This is a genomic window from Mesorhizobium sp. M0968, assembly GCF_040319065.1.
Lineage (GTDB): Bacteria > Pseudomonadota > Alphaproteobacteria > Rhizobiales > Rhizobiaceae > Mesorhizobium.
Genome location: NZ_JAMYNL010000001.1, coordinates 436030 through 454498, shown reverse-complemented (window position 1 = coordinate 454498; position 18469 = coordinate 436030). Strand labels below are relative to the sequence as shown.

Sequence of the window (18469 nt, the reverse complement as noted above, 5' to 3'; positions counted from 1 at the left end):
GCGGAGGGGACATGGCTGAGATGGCAGTGCAGCGGGCATCGGGACGCGGCATCTGGGGATGGATGCTGTTCGACTGGGCGGCACAGCCGTTTTTCACGGTCGTTACCACCTTCATCTTCGGTCCTTATTTCGTCTCGCGCATGGCCAGCAATCCAGAGACCGGGCAAGCGGCCTGGGGCTACGGCATTGCCGCCGCCGGCGTCGTCATTGCCGTTTTGTCGCCGGTCCTCGGCTCGATCGCCGATCAGACTGGACCACGCAAACCGTGGATAGCCTTCTTCGCCGCGGTTAAAATCACCTGCCTCACCCTGCTGTGGTTCGCCGCGCCCGGCTCTAATCTTTTTCTGGTCGTGGCGTTGTTCTCGCTGGCGTCGGTCGCGGCGGAATTCTCGACTGTGTTCAACGATTCGATGATGCCCCGCCTGGTGCCGAAGAGCGACATCGGCAGGATCTCGAACATGGCCTGGGGACTCGGCTATCTCGGCGGCATGATCGCACTGATCTTCGTCGTTACCGTCATGGCCGGCTCGCCTGAAACCGGCAAGACCGTCGTTGGGCTCGACCCGATCTTCGGCCTCGACCCCAGGCTCGGCGAGGACGCGCGCGCCACCGGACCGTTGTCGGCGGCCTGGTATTTCCTGTTCATCCTGCCGATGTTCTTCTTCACGCCTGATGCGATCAAAGGCATTCCAATCGGGCCGGCGGTGCGCGAAGGCCTGTCGGAACTGAAGTCGACGCTGGCCGAAGTGCGCAAGCGCAGCGGCATTTTTCGCTTTCTCGTCGCCCGCATGATCTATCAGGACGGCGTCAATGCACTGCTGGCGCTGGGCGGAACGTTTGCGGCAGCAATGTTCCATTGGTCGATTACCGAGATCGGCCTATTCGGCATCATCCTCAACGTCGTTGCCATCGTCGGCTGCCTGGTTGCCGCACGCCTCGACACAGCACTGGGTTCCAAGACCATAGTGATGATTTCGCTGGTCATGCTAAGCATCGCTACGCTCGGCATCGTCTCGACCGGCCCGGGCTATACGCTGTTCGGCGCCTGGGTGATGCCCGGACTGGACGGCGGCGGATTGTTCGGCACGGCGGCGGAAAAAGCCTACATTTTCTACGGCCTGCTGATCGGGCTTGCTTTCGGGCCGGTGCAGGCATCGTCGCGCTCCTACATGGCGCGCAGCGTCTCCGCTGCCGAATCGGGCCGCTATTTCGGCATCTATGCGCTGGCCGGCCGGGCAACCAGTTTTGCCGCACCCTTCATGGTGGCCACGATCACCCTGGCCAGCGGCTCGGCGCGGCTCGGCATGGCGGCGATCGTGCTGTTCCTTGGCGCCGGCATGGCGATCCTGATCGGCACGCCCTATCCGGCGGATCGGCCGGCGGAGTGAGCTGCTCTTGCCTTCTCCCACAGCGGGGGTAACGCGTTCAATGCCGGAAATGCCTCACTCCGGTGAAGACCATGGCAATGCCGTGAGCGTCGGCGGCGGCGATGACATCGTCGTCGCGCATCGAGCCGCCGGGCTGGATGACGGCTGTGGCGCCGGCTTCGATTGCCGACAAAAGCCCATCCGCGAACGGGAAAAAGGCATCCGAGGCGACGACCGAGCCCCTGGTCAAAGGCTCCGTCAGGCCGGCAGCCTCGGCCGCGTCGAGCGCCTTGCGCGCCGCGATGCGCGAGGAATCGACCCGGCTCATCTGGCCAGCGCCGATGCCGACTGTAGCGCCATCCCTGGCATAGACGATGGCGTTCGACTTGACGTGCTTTGCCACGCGAAAAGCGAATTTCAGATCGGCCAATTCGGCCGGCGTCGGAGCGCGTCTGGTCACCACTTTCAGCTCGAGGTCATCCACCACCGCGTTGTCGCGGCCCTGGACCAGCAAACCGCCAGCAACCGATTTCAAGCCAAGGCCCGCCGCGCGCGGGTCGGGCAGGCCGCCGGTGACCAGCAGGCGTAGGTTCTTCTTGGCGGCAATGATGCGGACTGCTTCTTCGGACGCCTCCGGTGCGATGATCACTTCGGTAAAGGTCTTGACGATCTCTTCGGCGGTTCCGGCATCGAGGATGCGGTTCATGGCGACGATGCCGCCGAAGGCCGAGACCGGATCGCAGGCCAGCGCCTTGGCATAGGCCGCCTGCAGCGAAGCGTCCTCAGCGACGCCGCACGGGTTGGCGTGCTTGATGATGGCAATTGCTGCGGAGCGCGACGGGTCGAACTCGCCGACCAGCTCGAAGGCAGCGTCGGTGTCGTTGATGTTGTTGTAGGAAAGCTGCTTGCCCTGAAGCTGGCGCGCCGTGGCAACGCCCGGCCGCCTGTCGCCGTTGACATAGAAGCCGGCGCCCTGATGCGGGTTTTCGCCATAGCGCATCACCGACTGCAGCTTGCCGCCGAAGGCGCGCCATGTCGGATGCTCGATCTCAAGCGCCTCGGCGAACCATCCCGAGATCGCCGCATCGTAGGTGGCGGTGCGGGCAAAGGCCTTGGCTGCCAGCTTCTTGCGGAAATCCAGCGACAACGAGCCGAAATTCATCTCCAGCGCGTTGAGCACCGAGGCATAGTCATCGGGATCGGTGACGATGCCGACATAGGCGTGGTTCTTGGCCGAGGCACGGATCATCGCCGGGCCGCCGATGTCGATGTTCTCGACGATCGCCGCGTAGTCGGCGCCGGAGCGACGCACCTCTTCGAACGGATAGAGATTGGAGACGACGAGATCGATCGGCTCGATGCCGTGGTCGCGCATCGCTGCGGCGTGCTCGGGATCGTCGCGCACGCCAAGCAGTGCGCCATGCACCGACGGGTGCAGCGTCTTGACGCGGCCGTCCATGATCTCGGGAAAGCCGGTGAGCTCGGACACGTCGCGCACCGCCATGCCTGCCTCGGCAAGCGCCCTTGCGGTGCCGCCGGTCGAGACTAGCTCGACGCCGGCCGAAGCCAGCGCCCTGGCGAAATCGATCAGGCCGGTCTTATCAAAGACGGAAAGGAGCGCGCGACGGATGGGTACAAGGTCGGGCGCGGGAATGTTCTTGGCGGCGACGGCCATGGGCTGGCGGCCTTTCCAGTTCTGGTTGGAGAGCGTCCGCGGGCCGTAGCATATGAGGCCCGGAAATCAAGCCGCAAGACTTGATCAGTGTCTGCCGTTGCCACCGGCTTCAGCTTTTTCCGGACGGCCGGCGATGATGGTGCGCGTCAATTGCCAGTGGACCTCCGAAGTTTCCGAGGCCTTGAACGCAAGCACGATCTGGCGGCTGCGGCGCGGGCCGCCAAGCCCTGCGAAATAGATCGATTCCTCGACCTCGGGCACCACTTCGGTAGAGGTAAACACCCAGGTGTCGGCATGGTCGGCGGCCAGCACCAGACGGTCATGCTCATCCTGGAGCAGGCTAATATCGGGATGGACATGGAAACGCACCGTGACGAAGTCACGGCCATTGTTGCGGATAGAAGCGCCGCCCGGGCGCAGAAAACGGTCCCTGCCGGCAAACACATTGCCTTCGGTCGATAATTTCAGCTCGCGCTCATGCAGGAAGCCGAAGCGCGCTGCATAGCCGTCATGGCGGGCGATGAAGCCCTGGCTGCCCTTCTGGTCGGTGCGCTTGCAAGGCACATGCTGCGGCCCGCCGATCAAAGGCGTGCCGAGCAGGTCATTGACGCGCAAGGAGTGATTGAAGCGCGCCGACGACGTGTCGTTGATGGTGGCGGTCGAGTGGGCGGCGGTGGCGCGGGCAAGCGGCCGGAACTCGGCGGCGCCATAAGTGTCTATTCCGGCGTTGACGATATAGTGCTGGCGGCCCGACGACAATTCGAAGGCGAGGCATCCGGCGTGAGCGGCATTGGATACGTCGACAGGGGGCGGCGGGCCGGTATCGGCGATCACAGTGACACCGCCCATCGACAGGCGCTCATAACCCGAATGCGGCGCGTGCAGCAACGGTGCGCCGGCGGTGTCGTCGTGATGCAGGATGCTGGCGATACGATCGTGAATGGTGGCGCCCATGCCGTTGAAGCGGGCAAGGCTGCCGTCCTGATGGCGAAAGAAGCGCAATGCCGGCAGCATCCGGTCGATGGCGCCGATCAGGGCGGCCGGCGGTGTCTCGGCCTGATTGGCGTATGTCTGGCGCAACGGCAGAAGGTCGGCGAGGATTTCAAGCACGGCCATCGGATTGCGCGAGATATGGCCGCCGTCAGGCAGGATCTGGCGGTCGAGCTCCTCGGCGAGATTGCGGGTAGCACCGCGTAGCGCCGAGGCCGGCGCCGGCAGCGACAAAGCGGCAAAGGCCAGCGCAATGCGGGCGCGCAGCCGGTCCTTGCCGTCCGGCATCTCGCGCACCATGGCGCGCAGATAGCGGATCTGGACGGCGAGCGATTTCAAGAACGCGCGGTAGAACGGAAATTCGGCGCCCTGCAACACGATCGAGGAATGCTGCAGCCAGGCAATGACACGCTTGGCCGTCGTGCCGGGCTCCCAGGCGACGCCGGAAATATGGCTGCCATGGATTGCAATCCAGTCGGAAACCAACGCCCGCGCGTTGGCGGCGGCTAGCTCGGTGCCGGCGGCACGCATATGCCGCAGCCAGCGAAAGCCATGCAGCGTTTTTTGCCAGCCGGGATTGGGCACGTCGATCTGGAAGGGCGATTTGCCGCCGGTCTCGACCAGATGCCCCGAAAGCGGATAGCGGCCGTAATAGATCTCGAGCGCGATCTGAGGATCGGCGAGCCGCAGGTCCGGTGGGGCGATCAGGACGCGCTCCGGCGTGCGGCCTGAGTAGCGCCAGCGATAGAGTGGCCCGGCGCGCAAGCGCCGGCGCGTCTTGCGCCAGAACTCCCTCGCGACAAGCGTCCACAGACGCGTCGTGTTACCGGCAGCGATTGCCAAAACCCCTCCTGATCGTCCTCACCCAAGCACAAGTTTATATGATTCAAGAACTTGTGCGAAGGCGAATTCCGCGGCGGTGGGGCCGTTCAGCCTGTTTTCCATGCCTCCTCGCCCCATGAAGCCGGACGGCACTTCAAGATCGGCCCTTAGCCGGCTCTGCGCATGCGGGCGGCGAAGAAGCCGTCCAGCCCGGAGCGGCCCGGCGAGCCTAGCTCCAGATCGGCAGGCGTGGTGCGCAACGTGCCTTGCGGCGTCAGAAACGGGTCGATGCCGGCGATCTCGCCCGGCCGAAGCGGGTCGTCGACAATCTCCGCATTGCCGGCGAGAAAGTCGCGATAGAGCTCTTCGCCTTCCAGCGGATCGAGCGAACAGTTGGAAAAGACGATGCGTCCACCAGGCTTGACCAGGGTGACGGCGCGGGCAAGCAGCCGGCGTTGCAGGTCGGCCAGTTTTTCGACGTCGGCCGCCGTCTTCGTCCAGGGAACGTCGGGATGCCGCCGCACCGTCCCGGTCGAAGAGCATGGTGGGTCGAGGAGGACGGCGTCGAAGAGGTCCTTCGGCTCGTATTTGAGCAGATCGGCCTGGACGATCTCGGCGGCCAGACCGAGCCGTTCGAGGTTCTGCGTCAGCCGTGCCAGCCGCGTTTTGGACATGTCGAGCGCGGTGACGTGGGCGCCGGCGAGGATCAGCTGGGCGGTCTTGCCGCCCGGCGCGGCACAGAGGTCGGCGATTCGCAAACCATTGATGTCGCCGAACAGCCGGGCCGGCAGGCTGGCCGCTGCATCCTGAACCCACCAGGCGCCTTCCCCAAAGCCGGGCAGTTCGGTCACGGAAGCGCTGAGCTTTTCCACCCGCAACGTGCCGGTCGGCAAGACAAAGCCGCCGAGCCGTTCGGCCCACAGCGCCGGGTCCGACTTGACCGAGAAATCGACCGGTGCCTCATGGCGATGGGCGAGCAGTATCTGCCTGGCCTTGTCGAGGCCGTAGACCGTTTTCAAACGGTCGGAAAACCATTTTGGCGCCTCGTCGGTAGCGGCACGTGCTGCGGCGAGCTCGTCCTGCTTGGCCCGCGCCAGCGTGCGCAGCACGCCGTTGACGAGGCCGGAAAAGCGCGCCGTGCGCGGATCGGACTTGGCGTGTGTCACGGCGAGGTCGACGGCGGCGCTGTCGGGAACATCGAGGAACAGGATCTGCGCTGCCGCCACATGCAAAATGTGCGAAAGCGCCGTGGCGTTGGGCGGCAGCGGCTTTTCCAGGCGACGGGCCAAAAGGCCTGATATGGTCATGCGGTAGCGCAGGGCGGTGACCAGAATGGCGCGCACCAAGGCGCGGTCGCGCAGGTCGAGCGCCTTGTACTGCGGATGGCCGTTCTCTTGGTCGGTCAGCCCGTCGAGCGGCGTCCTCGCGTCTATAACCGCGGCACGCTGGGGGGGGGGTGCCTGGCGCGGGGCGAGGCCGGCAACGGCCTCGCCGCTCGAATTGTGTTCACGATCGCCTGAAATTCCGTGCCGGCGCTTCGCTGAACTCACGACCACGGACCTTTGGGGCCGGTCGGATTGCGTCCCCAGGGATTGGGTCTCGGCTTGGCCGGCTCAGCCGGCCTCTCGGGCCGCGCGGCCCTGTCCCACGGACCAGACGGCTGCTGCCCGGCCCCTTCCGGCGCCGGCCTTGGCGTCGCGGCCGCTTCGGGTGCGCCGGCCATTTCGCTCGCCATCCTCTGCAACGCGGCGATGCGGTTTTCTGTGCTCGGGTGAGTGGAAAACAAACTGTCCATGCGCTCGCCGGAAAGAGGATTGATGATGAAGAGATGGGCGGTTGCCGGATTGCGCTCGGCATCCGGGTTGCGGATGCGTTCGGCGCCCCGCGCGATCTTGTCAAGTGCCGAGGCGAGCCACAGCGGGTGTCCACAGATTTCGGCACCGCGCCGGTCGGCCTCATATTCGCGGGTGCGGCTCACCGCCATCTGCACGATCATGGCGGCCAGGGGCGCGACTATCATCGCCACCAGCACGCCGACGATGCCAAAGGAATTGTTATTGTCGCGGTTGCCGCCGAAAAAGAAGGCGAAATTGCCGAGCATCGAAATTGCGCCGGCAAAGGTGGCGACGATCGTCATGGTCAGCGTATCGCGGTGCTGCACATGGGCGAGCTCGTGTGCCATCACCGCCGCGACGTCTTCATGCGATAGCCGCTCGAGCAGGCCGGTGCTGGCGGCGACAGCGGCATTTTGCGGATTGCGGCCGGTGGCGAAGGCATTGGGCTGCGGATTGTCGATGAGATAGGTTCTCGGCATCGGCAGGCCGGCACGTTGCGCGAGACCCTTCACGATGGCGTAATATTCAGGCGCGTTGCGTTCGTCGACTTCGATCGCACGGTGCATCGACAGCACCATCTTGTCGGCGTTCCAATAGCTGAACAAATTGGTGCCGGCGGCGATCAGCAACGCGATCATCATGCCGCCGGATCCGCCGATGAGATAGCCGACACCCATGAACAGGGCCGTCATTGCGGCCAAAAGCATGGCGGTGCGAAGGGTGTTCATCGTCTGCTCCGTTCTGGCCCAACAAAGGGGTCGATCCTTGTGGGCCCATCGCTATATGATGGGAAACAGCGGTTCCCGTTTCAATCGGGGCCTGTTTCAATCTAGCCGAAGATCGCATGATCGACAAAACCAGCCAAACGCATGCTAACGGCTCGCCGCAAAAGCCGCTGACCCCGGCAGCCAGGCGCGCCTTGGTCGAGGCCGAGGCCCGGCGGGAGAAATATCGCGAGCAGGAAGCCACGCTGCCGAGGGAGATGGGCGGGCGCGGCGGCAAGGAGCCTGGCCGCTATGGCGACTGGGAGGTCAAGGGCCTGACCAGCGACTTTTAGCCCAGGCAGGGTGCTAGTCAAACAGGCAGCGCGGCCCGCTCCACTCCGATGGCAATCCAGCCGCTGGAATCGACGGCGATGCCGATCGCGTCATAGCCGGCGATGGTGGCATGCGGCGTCTCCAACGGATGCCGGTGCGTGGCGCTGATCACCACGACCGCAGCGCCCGCGGCTTCGGCCGCCGCTATGCCGGCCGGCGCGTCCTCGAAGACGAGGCAGTCGCCCACATCGACGCCGAGCCGTTCGGCCGCCAGCCGGAAGCAGTCGGGCGCCGGCTTGCCGCGCGATACATCCTCCGCCGCAACAATCACGGCGGGAGCCGGAATACCCGCGGCCTGCAGGCGCAGCAGGGCGAGCTCGCGCGGTGCCGAAGTGGCGATCGCCCAGCTTCCAGGCGGCAGCGACGCCAAGAAGGCCGCGGCGCCGGTAATCGGGCGAATGCCCTCGACATCGGCCGCCTCGGCCTGCAAAAGCGATTCGGCTTCGCGGGCAGGATCGACGCCTGGGAGCGCCAGCCGGCCGATGGTCTCGATCGCCCGCACGCCGTGGATGGTCGGCAGGAATGCGGCGACGTCAAGACCTTGCCGATGCGCCCACGCTGCCCAGACCCTTTCCGCCGCGGCGATCGAATTGAGAATCGTGCCGTCCATATCGAACAGGAAGGCCGCGAATTTTCTGCCTGCGAACATCGGTTTCCCGGGGTCATTTTGGAGGAATTATTTCGAAAGACGCGTGTCGATCGACCGTAACGTTGCCGCGTCCGTATGGGAAGCCGCGAGGCGTCGTTTTCGACGTTTGCAAGGAACCGCCGCACACTCTCCTGCGTTGACCACCACTATCTTCCATGACGATCGTAGGGGGACGGCGATGCTGATGAGGCTCGGCTATGAAATTGCCATTGAATGCGCTGCAGCCACGCCGATTGTTTCGCTGCTCGAGATCCATCGGGATCGCCAGGCCGACATCAAGCGGCAGACGCGCGTGCTGACGTCGCCGTCGGTTCCGACCAGGGTCTACCACGATCTTTTCGGCAATAGCTGCCGCCGCTTCACGGCTCCGGCCGGAAGCTTTCGCATCCTTTATGACGCGGTGGTCGAGGACAGCGGCGAGATGGACGAAGTCAACACGCTGGCCGGGGAAGTCCCGGTTGCCGAATTGCCGGACGAGGTGCTCGGCTATCTGCTCGGCAGCCGTTACTGCGAGACCGACCATCTCGGCGACCTGGCCTGGCAACTTTTCGGCCAGCTTCCGCCGGGCTGGGCGCGGGTGCAGGCCATCGTCGACTATGTCCACAACCGCCTGTCCTTCGGCTACGGCTATGCGCGCTCGACCCGCACGGCGGCGCAGGCGCATGAGGAACGCGTCGGCGTCTGCCGCGACTTTGCCCATCTGGCGATCACGCTCTGCCGCTGCATGAACATCCCGGCCCGCTACGTGAACGGCTATCTCGGCGATATCGGCGTGCCCGCCGATCCGGCGCCGATGGATTTCTCGGCGTGGGTGGAAGTGTTCCTCGACGGCAGGTGGTACACTTTCGATCCTCGCCACAATGTGCCGAGGATCGGCCGCGTCGTCATCGCCCGCGGCCGCGACGCCACCGACGTGCCGCTGCTGCACAGTTTTGGCCCGCATCGGCTCACCCTGTTCAAGGTCTGGACGCACGAGCAGGAAGGTAATCTGTTCAAGCCGCCTTATCGTGGCGTCGACAAGACGGTCAGCGCACGGATGCTGGCCTAGTCTTTCGGGACACATTCACAGTCCGCGTTTCCATTTCCCGCCACCGCGATCGTGCTGAACCGGTTCGATACATCTCGTCTGTACCGGATTGGGACGCAGTCCAGTCGTCCTGAATTGCGAGCCTGTTCGTGGTAAGCGCTTTGTCGACAAAGCCGTGCCGGCGCAGCTTTCGTTTACCCGCTGTTTACCCTGCCGCCGCTCGAAACCGTTTGGAAACAATGACCTGATCGCGGGCCGGTCGCTTTCCCGGGCCTTGCGGCGCGATCCGGCCGGATTCCTGCAATGCGCGTTCGGACAGCTGCAGGCTGTAGCGAATGGAGGCGGAAGGAATGCGGCGTTTCGGGGGTCTTGGTCAGACGATCGGCGGCTTTGCCGGGGATCGCAGCGGAAATTTCGCGGTCCTGTTTGGGATAATCGGCTCAGTGCTGGCACTGAGTGTCGGCTTTGCGGTCAACGTGTCCCAACTCTACAATGTAAAATCGAGCCTGCAAGGCGTGGTCGATGCAGCGGTCACCTCGACGGCCCGCGACCTGACGACCGGCGTCATCAGCGAGGCCGAAGCCAGCAAATCGGTGCAGGCCTTTCTCGATGCCAACAGCACGGCGGGTATCCTCCAGGACAATCAGATCGTTCTCGACAAACTGACCGTCGACCAGACCGCCAGGACCGTTCAGGCGGACGTCCATGTCAACGTCAACTACTATTTCCCGCTTTTCAGCACGGTTGGCATGCAACGCGTCCCCGCATCGACGATGGCGCTCTATTCGGACAAGCAGATCGAAGTCGCTATGATGCTGGACGTGACCGGTTCGATGGCCGGCCAGAAAATCATCGATCTACGGGCGGCCGCGGCGAATGCCGTCGACAGTTTCCTGGGCGGCCAGGTCCCTGCCAACCCGCGAGTGCGCGTCTCCATCGTGCCCTACGCGAATTCGGTGAATGCCGGCGCGCTTGCCGTCAGCAGCGTCTATGTGGAAACCACCGCCAGTCAACGCAAACAGGCGCCGGCCAATGACGCCGTGCAGTATGTCTCGGGCTTTATCCGTCCCGATAATTGCGCCACCGAGCGCAAGGGGATCTATCAATATTCGGACGCAGGCCCCGACGCCAGCATGGTCAACCGCGACTACCTGCTGTCGTCCTTCGCGTGGCAAACCGGCACCGCCGCCTGCCCGAGCGCCGCGCTGATGCCGCTGACAGCGGATGCGACGGCGCTCAAGACGGTCATCAAGAATTTCGTCGCCTCCGGCGGCACCGCTGGCCATATCGGCGTGCAGTGGACCTGGTACATGCTCTCGGAGAACTGGGGGGGCATCATGAGGACTTCGCAGCGGCCGGCCAAGATGGATCCAAAGAAGGTCGCCAAGATCGCGATCCTGATGACCGACGGCGAATTCAACCTGTCCTACTTCGATGCGAGCACGGTGAGCGACGTCTACAATGACGCCGGCAAGGAGCCGACCCGCACGGCCGCCAAGAAACTTTGCGCTGCCATGCGCGACAAGGGCATCGAGGTCTTCACCATTGGGTTTGACCTAAACGAAACGAATGCCAAGGCGACGCTCCAGGATTGCGCGAGCCCGGACACCGCCAAGATCAAGCACTTTTATCAGGCGGCCAATGGAACGGAACTCAACCAGGCTTTCCAGGATATAGCGCGCAACGTCGAGATGTTAACCGTAACCAAATAGGGGACAACAGCCCAAAAAAGAAAAGGCCGCCGTTTCTCGCGAAGCCGGCGGCCTTCCGTGTTTCCGTCCATGGCGCGGCTCCTGGCGGCGACCCTGGTCGCCAGCCGCGCATCTCGCGCCTTAGCGGGAAGACTGCTTCCCGAAAGTGCGATCCGCTGAGGCCACGTTCTGGAAAACGAAATCACTCGACATCGGATCACCTCCTTTCGATTTGTTGAACACTTCCTCATGATGGGGTGTCATCCGGCAAATGGCAAGGCGCGGCACTCGAAAATCCTGAACAAGCGTGCTTGTGCACTCGGGCGGCTTGCGGCCGGCCGATCGGGCAGGCAAGATCGAGCCGCGATTGTTCCGGGCCGTTATTTGCCGGGTAAGGGAGGACGGGGATGGAGGCAGCCGAGAGAGCGGCCCGGATTGTTCGGACGGTCATCGAGACGCTGAAGCCGGGTTTCGCGGTGAGGCTGTGGACAGGCGAGCGGATCGGCCCGGCTACCGGCCCGGTGCTCACTATCAACGACCAGGACATCGTCTGGCAGATCGTACGTCGGCCCTCTTTATCGACGCTGATCGAGATGTGGATTGCCAAGGCGGTCGACGTCGAAGACGGATCGCTGTTCGATTTCTACGCCTTGCCCACGCACGGCAAGCTCAGGACGAAGCTCAAGACATTGCCGAAGCTGGCGATCCTGCGCGACCTGCCGGCAGTGCTGTTTTCGCGAAAACAGATGACGACGCGAACCGATCTTTCCGGCCGCAATCCTTTCGTCAGCGGTTCGAGCAAGGAGGCGATCCAGCACCATTACGACATTTCCAACGCATTCTACCGGCTCTTCCTCGACGAGCGCATGGTCTATAGCTGCGGCTACTTCAAGGATTTCGCCAACGATATCGATCAGGCCCAGAGAGACAAGCTCGACCATATCTGCCGCAAGCTTCGCCTGAAGCCCGGCGACAGATTGCTCGACATCGGCTGCGGCTGGGGAGCGATGCTCATTCACGCGGTGAAGAATTATGGCGTCGTCGGCCACGGCGTTTCGCTATCGGAAGCACAGACCGAACTCGCCCGTGAACGCATCCGCGCCGCCGGGCTGGAGGACCGCATCACCATCGAGATCAAGTCCTATGCCGAGCTGTCCGGCTCCTTCGACAAGATCTCCTCGATCGGCATGTTCGAGCATCTGGGGCTTGCCAACCATGCGGCCTATTTCTCGAGGATCCATCGCCTGCTCAAGCCCGGCGGCATCTATCTGCACCACGCCATCACCCGGCGCGACAAGGGCAGCTTGAAGAAGACGCTGCGCAAGGGGCCGGAATTCAAGGCGCTGATCAAATACATTTTTCCGGGCGGCGAACTCGATACGATCGGCATGACGCTCGGCAATCTCGAGGCGCACGGCTTCCTCGTCTACGACGTCGAAAACTTGCGCGAGCACTATGCGCGCACCTGCAGGCTATGGGCAGAGCGTCTCCACGCACGCTTCGACGAAGCCATCGCCGAGGTCGGCGAAGCCAAGGCGCGGCTCTGGCTGCTTTATCTGACCGGTTGCTCGATCACCTTCGAACGCGCCTCGGCGCAGATCTTCCAGACCGTTGTCACTAGGCGCGCGCGCGGCCCGAGCGGCCTGCCGCCGACGCGGGCGGATTTGTATCGATAGCTACAGGAGGCGCATCGTGGCGCCGATCTCGACGCGGGCCGGTCGGTCGACGGTGCAGTAGACGCCGAGGTTATGGGCGTTGTGGCGGACCAGGCTGCGCAGGATTGCCGGGTCGTGGTCGAACCCGTTCTGGCCAATGATGGTGAAGCCGCAGCGGCGGCACGGCTCGGAGATGGTCAGGAGCAGGTCGCCGATTGCCAGCTTGCACCCGATCCATTCCGTCTCGGGAAACGACCCCTCGACCTCTGGCATATCGACGACGATGTTGGGGCGGAAGCGGCGCGCGTCGGCGGTGCCCTCTGGATGCAGCACTTTCAAACGCGCCAGTGAGGCGGTGGTCAGCAGATGAATAGGGGTTTTGACGTAGCGTTCCGTCAGCAGGGGGCCGAGGTAATCCGGCGCCGCATTTTCCCGGCGGAACGGCCGGATGGAAGCCGCAAAGCCGAGATACGCGGAAACCGCGCGATCACTTTGCGCGCCAGGTGCCGAAAGCCAGCGTCCGTCGGGGATGGCGACCTCCAGCCTGCCGGCCTGCGACAGCCAGGTGCGGATGCGGGGCACCTTGTGCCATTTCGCTTCGCGGTCGGGCCGCGCGATTTCATCGGTCGAGGTATCGACAAGACCAAACAGGCGGTCGCCTTCGACGGTATACCAGTCGACGGAGATCGCCTCCTGAAACTCGCCGGCGAGCGAGCTCGCGGGATAGCGCCAAAGCTCGGTGACGGCGCCCAATGCGGGTTGCATCAGCCCTTCTTGTTTTGCCGGTTGGCGATCAGGTCGTCGACGACTGCCGGGTCGGCGAGCGTCGAGGTGTCGCCGAGCGCGGCAAAATCATCCTCGGCGATCTTGCGCAGGATGCGCCGCATGATCTTGCCGGAACGGGTCTTCGGCAGGCCGGGCGCGAACTGGATCTTGTCGGGCGAAGCGATGGCGCCGATCTCCTTGCGGACATGGGCGACGAGCTCCTGGCGCAATTCCTCGCTTGGCGTCTCGCCGGCCATCAGCGTGACATAGCAGTAGATGCCCTGGCCCTTGATATCGTGCGGGTAGCCGACGACGGCGGCCTCCGAGACCTTCTCATGCGAAACCAGCGCCGATTCGACCTCGGCGGTGCCCATGCGGTGGCCGGAGACGTTGATGACGTCATCGACGCGGCCGGTGATCCAGTAGTAGCCGTCAGCATCGCGGCGGCAGCCGTCGCCGGTGAAGTACCTGCCCTTGTAGGTCGAGAAATAGGTCTGCACGAAGCGGTCGTGATCGCCATAGACGGTGCGCATCTGGCCCGGCCATGAGTCGGCAATGCAAAGGTTGCCGCTGGCTTCGCCTTCCAGTACCTTGCCGTCGGCGTCGACCAGCTGCGGCTTGACGCCAAAGAAGGGCCGCGTCGCCGAACCCGCCTTGAGGTGGGTGGCGCCCGGAACCGGCGTGATCATGATGCCGCCGGTCTCGGTCTGCCACCAGGTGTCGACGATCGGCACCTTGCCGTTGCCGACGACGTTGAAATACCACTCCCAGGCTTCCGGATTGATCGGCTCGCCGACGGTGCCGAGCACGCGCAGCGACTTGCGCGACGTTTTGGTGACATGGGCATCGCCGGCGCCCATCAGCGCGCGCAGCGCCGTCGGCGCCGTGTAGAAGATGTTGACCTTGTGCTTGTCGATCACGTCCCAGAAACGCGACTGCGACGGGTAGTTCGGCACGCCTTCAAACATCAGCGTGGTGGCGCCGTTGGCGAGCGGCCCGTAGACGATATAGCTGTGGCCGGTGACCCAGCCGACATCGGCGGTGCACCAGTAGATATCGCCGTCATGATAGTCGAAGACATATTGGTGGGTCATCGAGACATAGACGAGATAGCCGGCGGTGGTGTGCAGCACGCCCTTCGGCTTGCCGGTCGAGCCGGATGTGTAGAGGATGAACAGCGGGTCCTCGGCGTTCATCTTCTCGGGCTTGCATTCGGCCTTAACCGTGGCGACCTCGTCATGGTACCAGACGTCGCGCCCGGCGGCCCAGCCGGTCTTGCCGCCGGTGCGGCGCACGACCAAGACCTTTTCGACTTTCGTTCCGGCCTTGGCGGCGATCTCGATCGCCTTGTCGGTGTTCTCCTTCAGCGGGATAGTCTTGCCGCCGCGCAGGCCTTCGTCGGCGGTGATGACGAAGGTCGACTTGCAGTCGTCGATGCGTCCGGCCAGCGCATCCGGCGAAAAGCCGCCGAAGACAACCGAATGAATGGCGCCGATGCGCGTGCAGGCGAGCATCGCATAAGCGGCCTCCGGGATCATCGGCATGTAGATGGTGACGCGGTCGCCCTTCTTGACGCCGTGCTTCTTCATCACATTGGCGAGGCGGCAGACACGTGCGTGAAGTTCGTTATAGGTGATCTTCCTGTCGTCGTAGGGATTGTCGCCTTCCCAGATGATTGCGGTCTGTTCGCCGCGCTTCTTCAGATGCCGGTCGATGCAGTTCCACGAAACGTTTGTCTGGCCATCCTCGAACCATTTGATCGAAACCTTGCCGTCGAAGGACGTGTTCTTGACCTTGCTGTAGGGCTTGAACCAGTCGATGCGCTTGCCGTGCTTGCCCCAGAACTTGTCCGGGTTCTTGACGCTGTCGGCGTACCATTTCAGGTAGGTGTCATTGTCAATCAGCGCGTTCTTCTTCCACGCCGGCTGGACGCGATGGACATGAACATCGGACATTTCTTCGCCTTCCTCCCCAAAACCAAACCGCCGGCTTGACCGCCGGCAGGATCGCGGCGATGCGGCCGCGAATTCGCGCGCATTATTAACAGTTCGGCGGTGACGGCAACATTAGACGTTGGATTCGCGCGGCGGGATGCCGCAGGTGCCTTGCCGGGCGGTGTCAGCACTCTCGTGAGGCGGCTGCTAAGCGCATGTTTTTGCGGGAGGAATCTGGTTTGATCGCAGAAATATCAATAGACGAATAAGCAAATGGGGTGCACAATTTCAGGCTGGGAGGAAGGAGAATCAACCAGGGGACCGGCAATGCGCGACCATTCAGAAATGGACCTGATGCTCAAGGGCTATGGCTTGACCACGGCCAAGATTCTTTATCACTTCCCAGATCATCCGCATCTGCTGCAGAGCTTCATCTGGCAGGATTACGACATCGCCCCGAAATTTCCCGTGCTGATCCGCTTCATCGAGTTCTGGAAGGCCAAGCTCGAAGGCCCGCTGCATTCGGTCAGCTACACGCACCAGAAGCTGATCGCGCCGAACGAATGGCGCAAGGTCGACGGCGAGTTCGTTCTGCATTAGCCGGGCGGGCGGCAGTCTGGGAGCCGCCGCCCAGCTTTTGGAGCGTCAGACTGCGGGCGGGTTCAGCCGGGCAAAACCCTCCTGCCGGCGATAGGGAAAATACGGATAGGGTGCGGTGACCTCACTTGCCGTGTCGAGCTTCTTCATCTGCTCGGCTGTCAAGGACCAGCCGACGGCGCCGAGATTCTGGCGCAACTGCTCCTCGTTGCGCGCGCCAATGATGACGGAGGCGACGGTCGGCCGCTGCAGCAGCCAATTGATGGCGATCTGCGGTATGGTCTTGCCGGTTTCCTCGGCGACAACATCAAGCGCGTCGACGACCCGATAGAGATGCTCATCCTCGACGGGCGGTCCGAAGCTTGCCGTGTCGTGCAGCCGGCTTTTCTCAGGCAGCTTCTGGCCACGGCGGATCTTGCCGGTCAGGCGGCCCCAGCCGAGTGGGCTCCACACCAGCGCACCGACGCCCTGGTCGAGGCCGAGCGGCATCAACTCCCATTCATAATCGCGTCCGACCAGCGAGTAATAGACCTGATGGGCGACGTATCGGGGATAGCCATGTCTATCCGCCAGGCCGAGCGACTTCATCACTTGCCAGCCGGAAAAATTGGAGACGCCGACATAACGCAGCTTGCCGGCGCGCACGAGACTGTCCAGCGTCGACAGCACCTCCTCGATCGGTGTTGCGGCGTCGAAGGCGTGCAGTTGCAGCAGGTCGATGTAATCGGTGCCAAGACGCTTCAGCGCGTCTTCGACGGCCTTGATCAGGCGTGAACGTGACGAGCCGGCATCGTTGGGACCGTCGCCCATCGGCAGCGAGGTCTTGGTCGAGATCAGCACGGCGTCGCGGCGGCCCTTGATGGCAGCGCCGAGCACTTGTTCGGAAGCGCCATTCGAATAGACATCGGCGGTGTCGAACAGGTTGACGCCGGCCTCAAGGCAGATGTCGACCAGCCGCCGTGCTTCCGCCGCATCGCTGTTGCCCCAGGCACCGAACAGCGGGCCTGAACCGCCGAAGGTTCCAGCGCCGAACGAGAGCATTGGGACCTTCAGGCCTGATGCGCCAAGATTTCGATAATCCATGGGTTTGCTCCTTGTGGAAGGATGGCTGTTTCAAAGATTGGCTGAGGTTTGCGTTCTATGACCGCGCGATTTCCGGTGTAGCGAGGACAGGATCTCGGTCGAGACGCAGCGCAAACGCCGCTACGGCAAGCGCTGAAAGTGGCAACAGCGCCGCGACCCAGGTGACGGCACCGAGGCCGGGACCATGGGCGATGACCACGCCGCCGAGCCAGGCGCCGGCCGCATTGCCGAGGTTGAAGGCGGCGATGTTGAAGGATGAAGCTAGGCTCTGGCCGGCGCCTTGCGCCTTCTGCAACACCCATAACTGTAGCGGCGCGACGGTGGCGAAGGCGGCGGCGCCGAGCAGGCCGACATAGATAACGGCCATGACCTGGCTGTGCAGGGCGAAGGTCATGGTGCCGAGCACCAGCGCCAGCACGACGAGACTGCCGAGAACGGACGGTACCAGCCAGCGATCGGCGAACTTGCCGCCGGCGAGGTTGCCGGCGATGAGGCCGCCGCCGAAGACCAGCAGGATCGGCGACACCGCTGTCTCGTCAAAACCGGTGATCTCGGTCAGCAACGGGGCGATGTAGGTGAAGACGGCGAAGACGCCGGCATAGCCAAGCACGGTGGTGGCAAAGCCAAGCAGGACCGGCGCGCGGCCGAGCAAGGCGAGATCGGCGCGCAAATTGCTCTTCTCAGGCTCTGTTCGGCTGCGCGGCACCAGCAGCAGAATGATGGTAAAGGCGGCGATGCCGACCAGGGTCACCGCCCAGAAGGTCGCGCGCCAGCCGAAGGCTTGGCCGAGCCATGTGCCGAAGGGCACGCCGAGGATGTTGGCGATGGTCAGGCCGGTGAACATCAGGGCGATCGCCGAGGCTTTCTTGTTGGGCGCCACCAGTCCGGTCGCCACGACCGAGCCGACGCCGAAGAAGGTACCGTGGGCGAAGGCGGTCAGTACGCGCGCACCCATCAGCGTCCAGTAGTCTGGGGCAAGCGCACAAGCGAGGTTGCCCAGCGTGAAGATCGCCATCAGCGCCAGAAGCACGGTCTTGCGCGGCCAACGGCCGGTCGCGATCGTCAGCAGCGGCGCGCCGATGACGACGCCCAGCGCATAGCCAGAAATCAGCTGGCCGGAAGCTGAGATCGAGACGCCGAGATCGGTGCTGACGTCGAGCAGCAGGCCCATGATGACGAATTCGGTGACGCCGATGCCAAAGGCACCGGCGGCAAGAGCGTAAAGAGCAAGGGGCATGGCGGTTCCCACTTCGATGACGACCAGTTTTGACGACGGGCGCCG

General features: G+C 63.6%; 15 protein-coding genes. 6 read left to right on the top strand and 9 right to left on the bottom strand.

Annotation, left to right across the window (positions count from 1 at the left end):
• Positions 1 to 11: 11 nt before the first annotated feature.
• Complete coding sequence (locus NKH67_RS02350; RefSeq protein WP_352474669.1) at positions 12 to 1388, top strand: MFS transporter; 1377 nt, start codon at positions 12 to 14, stop codon at positions 1386 to 1388.
• 37 nt (positions 1389 to 1425) lie between these two features.
• Here the strand turns inward: NKH67_RS02350 and purH are convergent, their stop codons facing one another.
• The 4 genes from purH to htpX all read right to left on the bottom strand — a co-directional run bounded on the left by purH (position 1426) and on the right by htpX (position 7417).
• Positions 1426 to 3042, bottom strand: a complete 1617-nt coding sequence (purH, locus tag NKH67_RS02345) for a bifunctional phosphoribosylaminoimidazolecarboxamide formyltransferase/IMP cyclohydrolase (protein WP_023678122.1) — start codon at positions 3040 to 3042, stop codon at positions 1426 to 1428.
• Between the two features lie 84 nt (positions 3043 to 3126).
• The gene (locus NKH67_RS02340; protein ID WP_352474667.1) at positions 3127 to 4875 is read right to left on the bottom strand and encodes a heparinase II/III family protein; all 1749 of its coding nucleotides are present in this window, start codon (positions 4873 to 4875) and stop codon (positions 3127 to 3129) included.
• A gap of 146 nt (positions 4876 to 5021) precedes the next feature.
• The gene (locus tag NKH67_RS02335) at positions 5022 to 6410 is read right to left on the bottom strand and encodes an RsmB/NOP family class I SAM-dependent RNA methyltransferase (protein WP_353030230.1); all 1389 of its coding nucleotides are present in this window, start codon (positions 6408 to 6410) and stop codon (positions 5022 to 5024) included.
• Positions 6401 to 7417, bottom strand: coding sequence for a zinc metalloprotease HtpX (htpX, locus tag NKH67_RS02330; protein ID WP_352500795.1), 1017 nt, complete (start codon positions 7415 to 7417; stop codon positions 6401 to 6403). Before htpX ends, NKH67_RS02335 begins: the two co-directional genes overlap by 10 nt.
• Positions 7418 to 7533: 116 nt before the next feature.
• Here htpX and NKH67_RS02325 point away from each other — a divergent pair, with 116 nt between their 5' ends.
• Positions 7534 to 7746: a DUF1674 domain-containing protein gene (locus tag NKH67_RS02325; RefSeq protein WP_023678118.1), complete on the top strand. Its 213-nt coding sequence runs from the start codon at positions 7534 to 7536 to the stop codon at positions 7744 to 7746.
• Positions 7747 to 7763: 17 nt separating this feature from the next.
• Here NKH67_RS02325 and NKH67_RS02320 read toward each other — a convergent pair whose 3' ends face one another.
• Complete coding sequence (locus NKH67_RS02320; RefSeq protein ID WP_352471299.1) at positions 7764 to 8435, bottom strand: HAD-IA family hydrolase; 672 nt, start codon at positions 8433 to 8435, stop codon at positions 7764 to 7766.
• Between the two features lie 178 nt (positions 8436 to 8613).
• Here NKH67_RS02320 and NKH67_RS02315 point away from each other — a divergent pair, with 178 nt between their 5' ends.
• The 3 genes from NKH67_RS02315 to NKH67_RS02305 all read left to right on the top strand — a co-directional run bounded on the left by NKH67_RS02315 (position 8614) and on the right by NKH67_RS02305 (position 12829).
• Complete coding sequence (locus NKH67_RS02315) at positions 8614 to 9483, top strand: transglutaminase-like domain-containing protein (protein WP_352471297.1); 870 nt, start codon at positions 8614 to 8616, stop codon at positions 9481 to 9483.
• Positions 9484 to 9812: 329 nt separating this feature from the next.
• Complete coding sequence (locus tag NKH67_RS02310) at positions 9813 to 11174, top strand: pilus assembly protein TadG-related protein (RefSeq protein WP_352471296.1); 1362 nt, start codon at positions 9813 to 9815, stop codon at positions 11172 to 11174.
• 386 nt (positions 11175 to 11560) lie between these two features.
• Positions 11561 to 12829 (top strand): class I SAM-dependent methyltransferase, encoded by a 1269-nt coding sequence (locus NKH67_RS02305; protein ID WP_352471295.1) that lies wholly within the window; start codon positions 11561 to 11563, stop codon positions 12827 to 12829.
• Here NKH67_RS02305 and NKH67_RS02300 read toward each other — a convergent pair whose 3' ends face one another.
• Both NKH67_RS02300 and acs read right to left on the bottom strand, forming a co-directional pair.
• Positions 12830 to 13573 carry an MOSC domain-containing protein gene (locus tag NKH67_RS02300; RefSeq protein WP_352471294.1) on the bottom strand — a complete coding sequence of 248 codons (744 nt, stop codon included), beginning with the start codon at positions 13571 to 13573 and terminating at the stop codon, positions 12830 to 12832.
• Positions 13573 to 15528, bottom strand: coding sequence for an acetate--CoA ligase (gene acs / locus NKH67_RS02295; RefSeq protein ID WP_352471293.1), 1956 nt, complete (start codon positions 15526 to 15528; stop codon positions 13573 to 13575). The genes NKH67_RS02300 and acs overlap by 1 nt, the downstream gene beginning before the upstream one ends.
• Positions 15529 to 15834: 306 nt before the next feature.
• Here acs and NKH67_RS02290 point away from each other — a divergent pair, with 306 nt between their 5' ends.
• Complete coding sequence (locus NKH67_RS02290) at positions 15835 to 16107, top strand: usg protein (protein WP_023678111.1); 273 nt, start codon at positions 15835 to 15837, stop codon at positions 16105 to 16107.
• 45 nt (positions 16108 to 16152) lie between these two features.
• Here the strand turns inward: NKH67_RS02290 and NKH67_RS02285 are convergent, their stop codons facing one another.
• A complete protein-coding gene (locus tag NKH67_RS02285; RefSeq protein WP_352471292.1) occupies positions 16153 to 17187 on the bottom strand; it encodes an aldo/keto reductase in 1035 nt (344 codons plus the stop codon).
• A gap of 55 nt (positions 17188 to 17242) precedes the next feature.
• Complete coding sequence (locus NKH67_RS02280) at positions 17243 to 18424, bottom strand: MFS transporter (RefSeq protein WP_352471291.1); 1182 nt, start codon at positions 18422 to 18424, stop codon at positions 17243 to 17245.
• Positions 18425 to 18469: the final 45 nt, after the last annotated feature.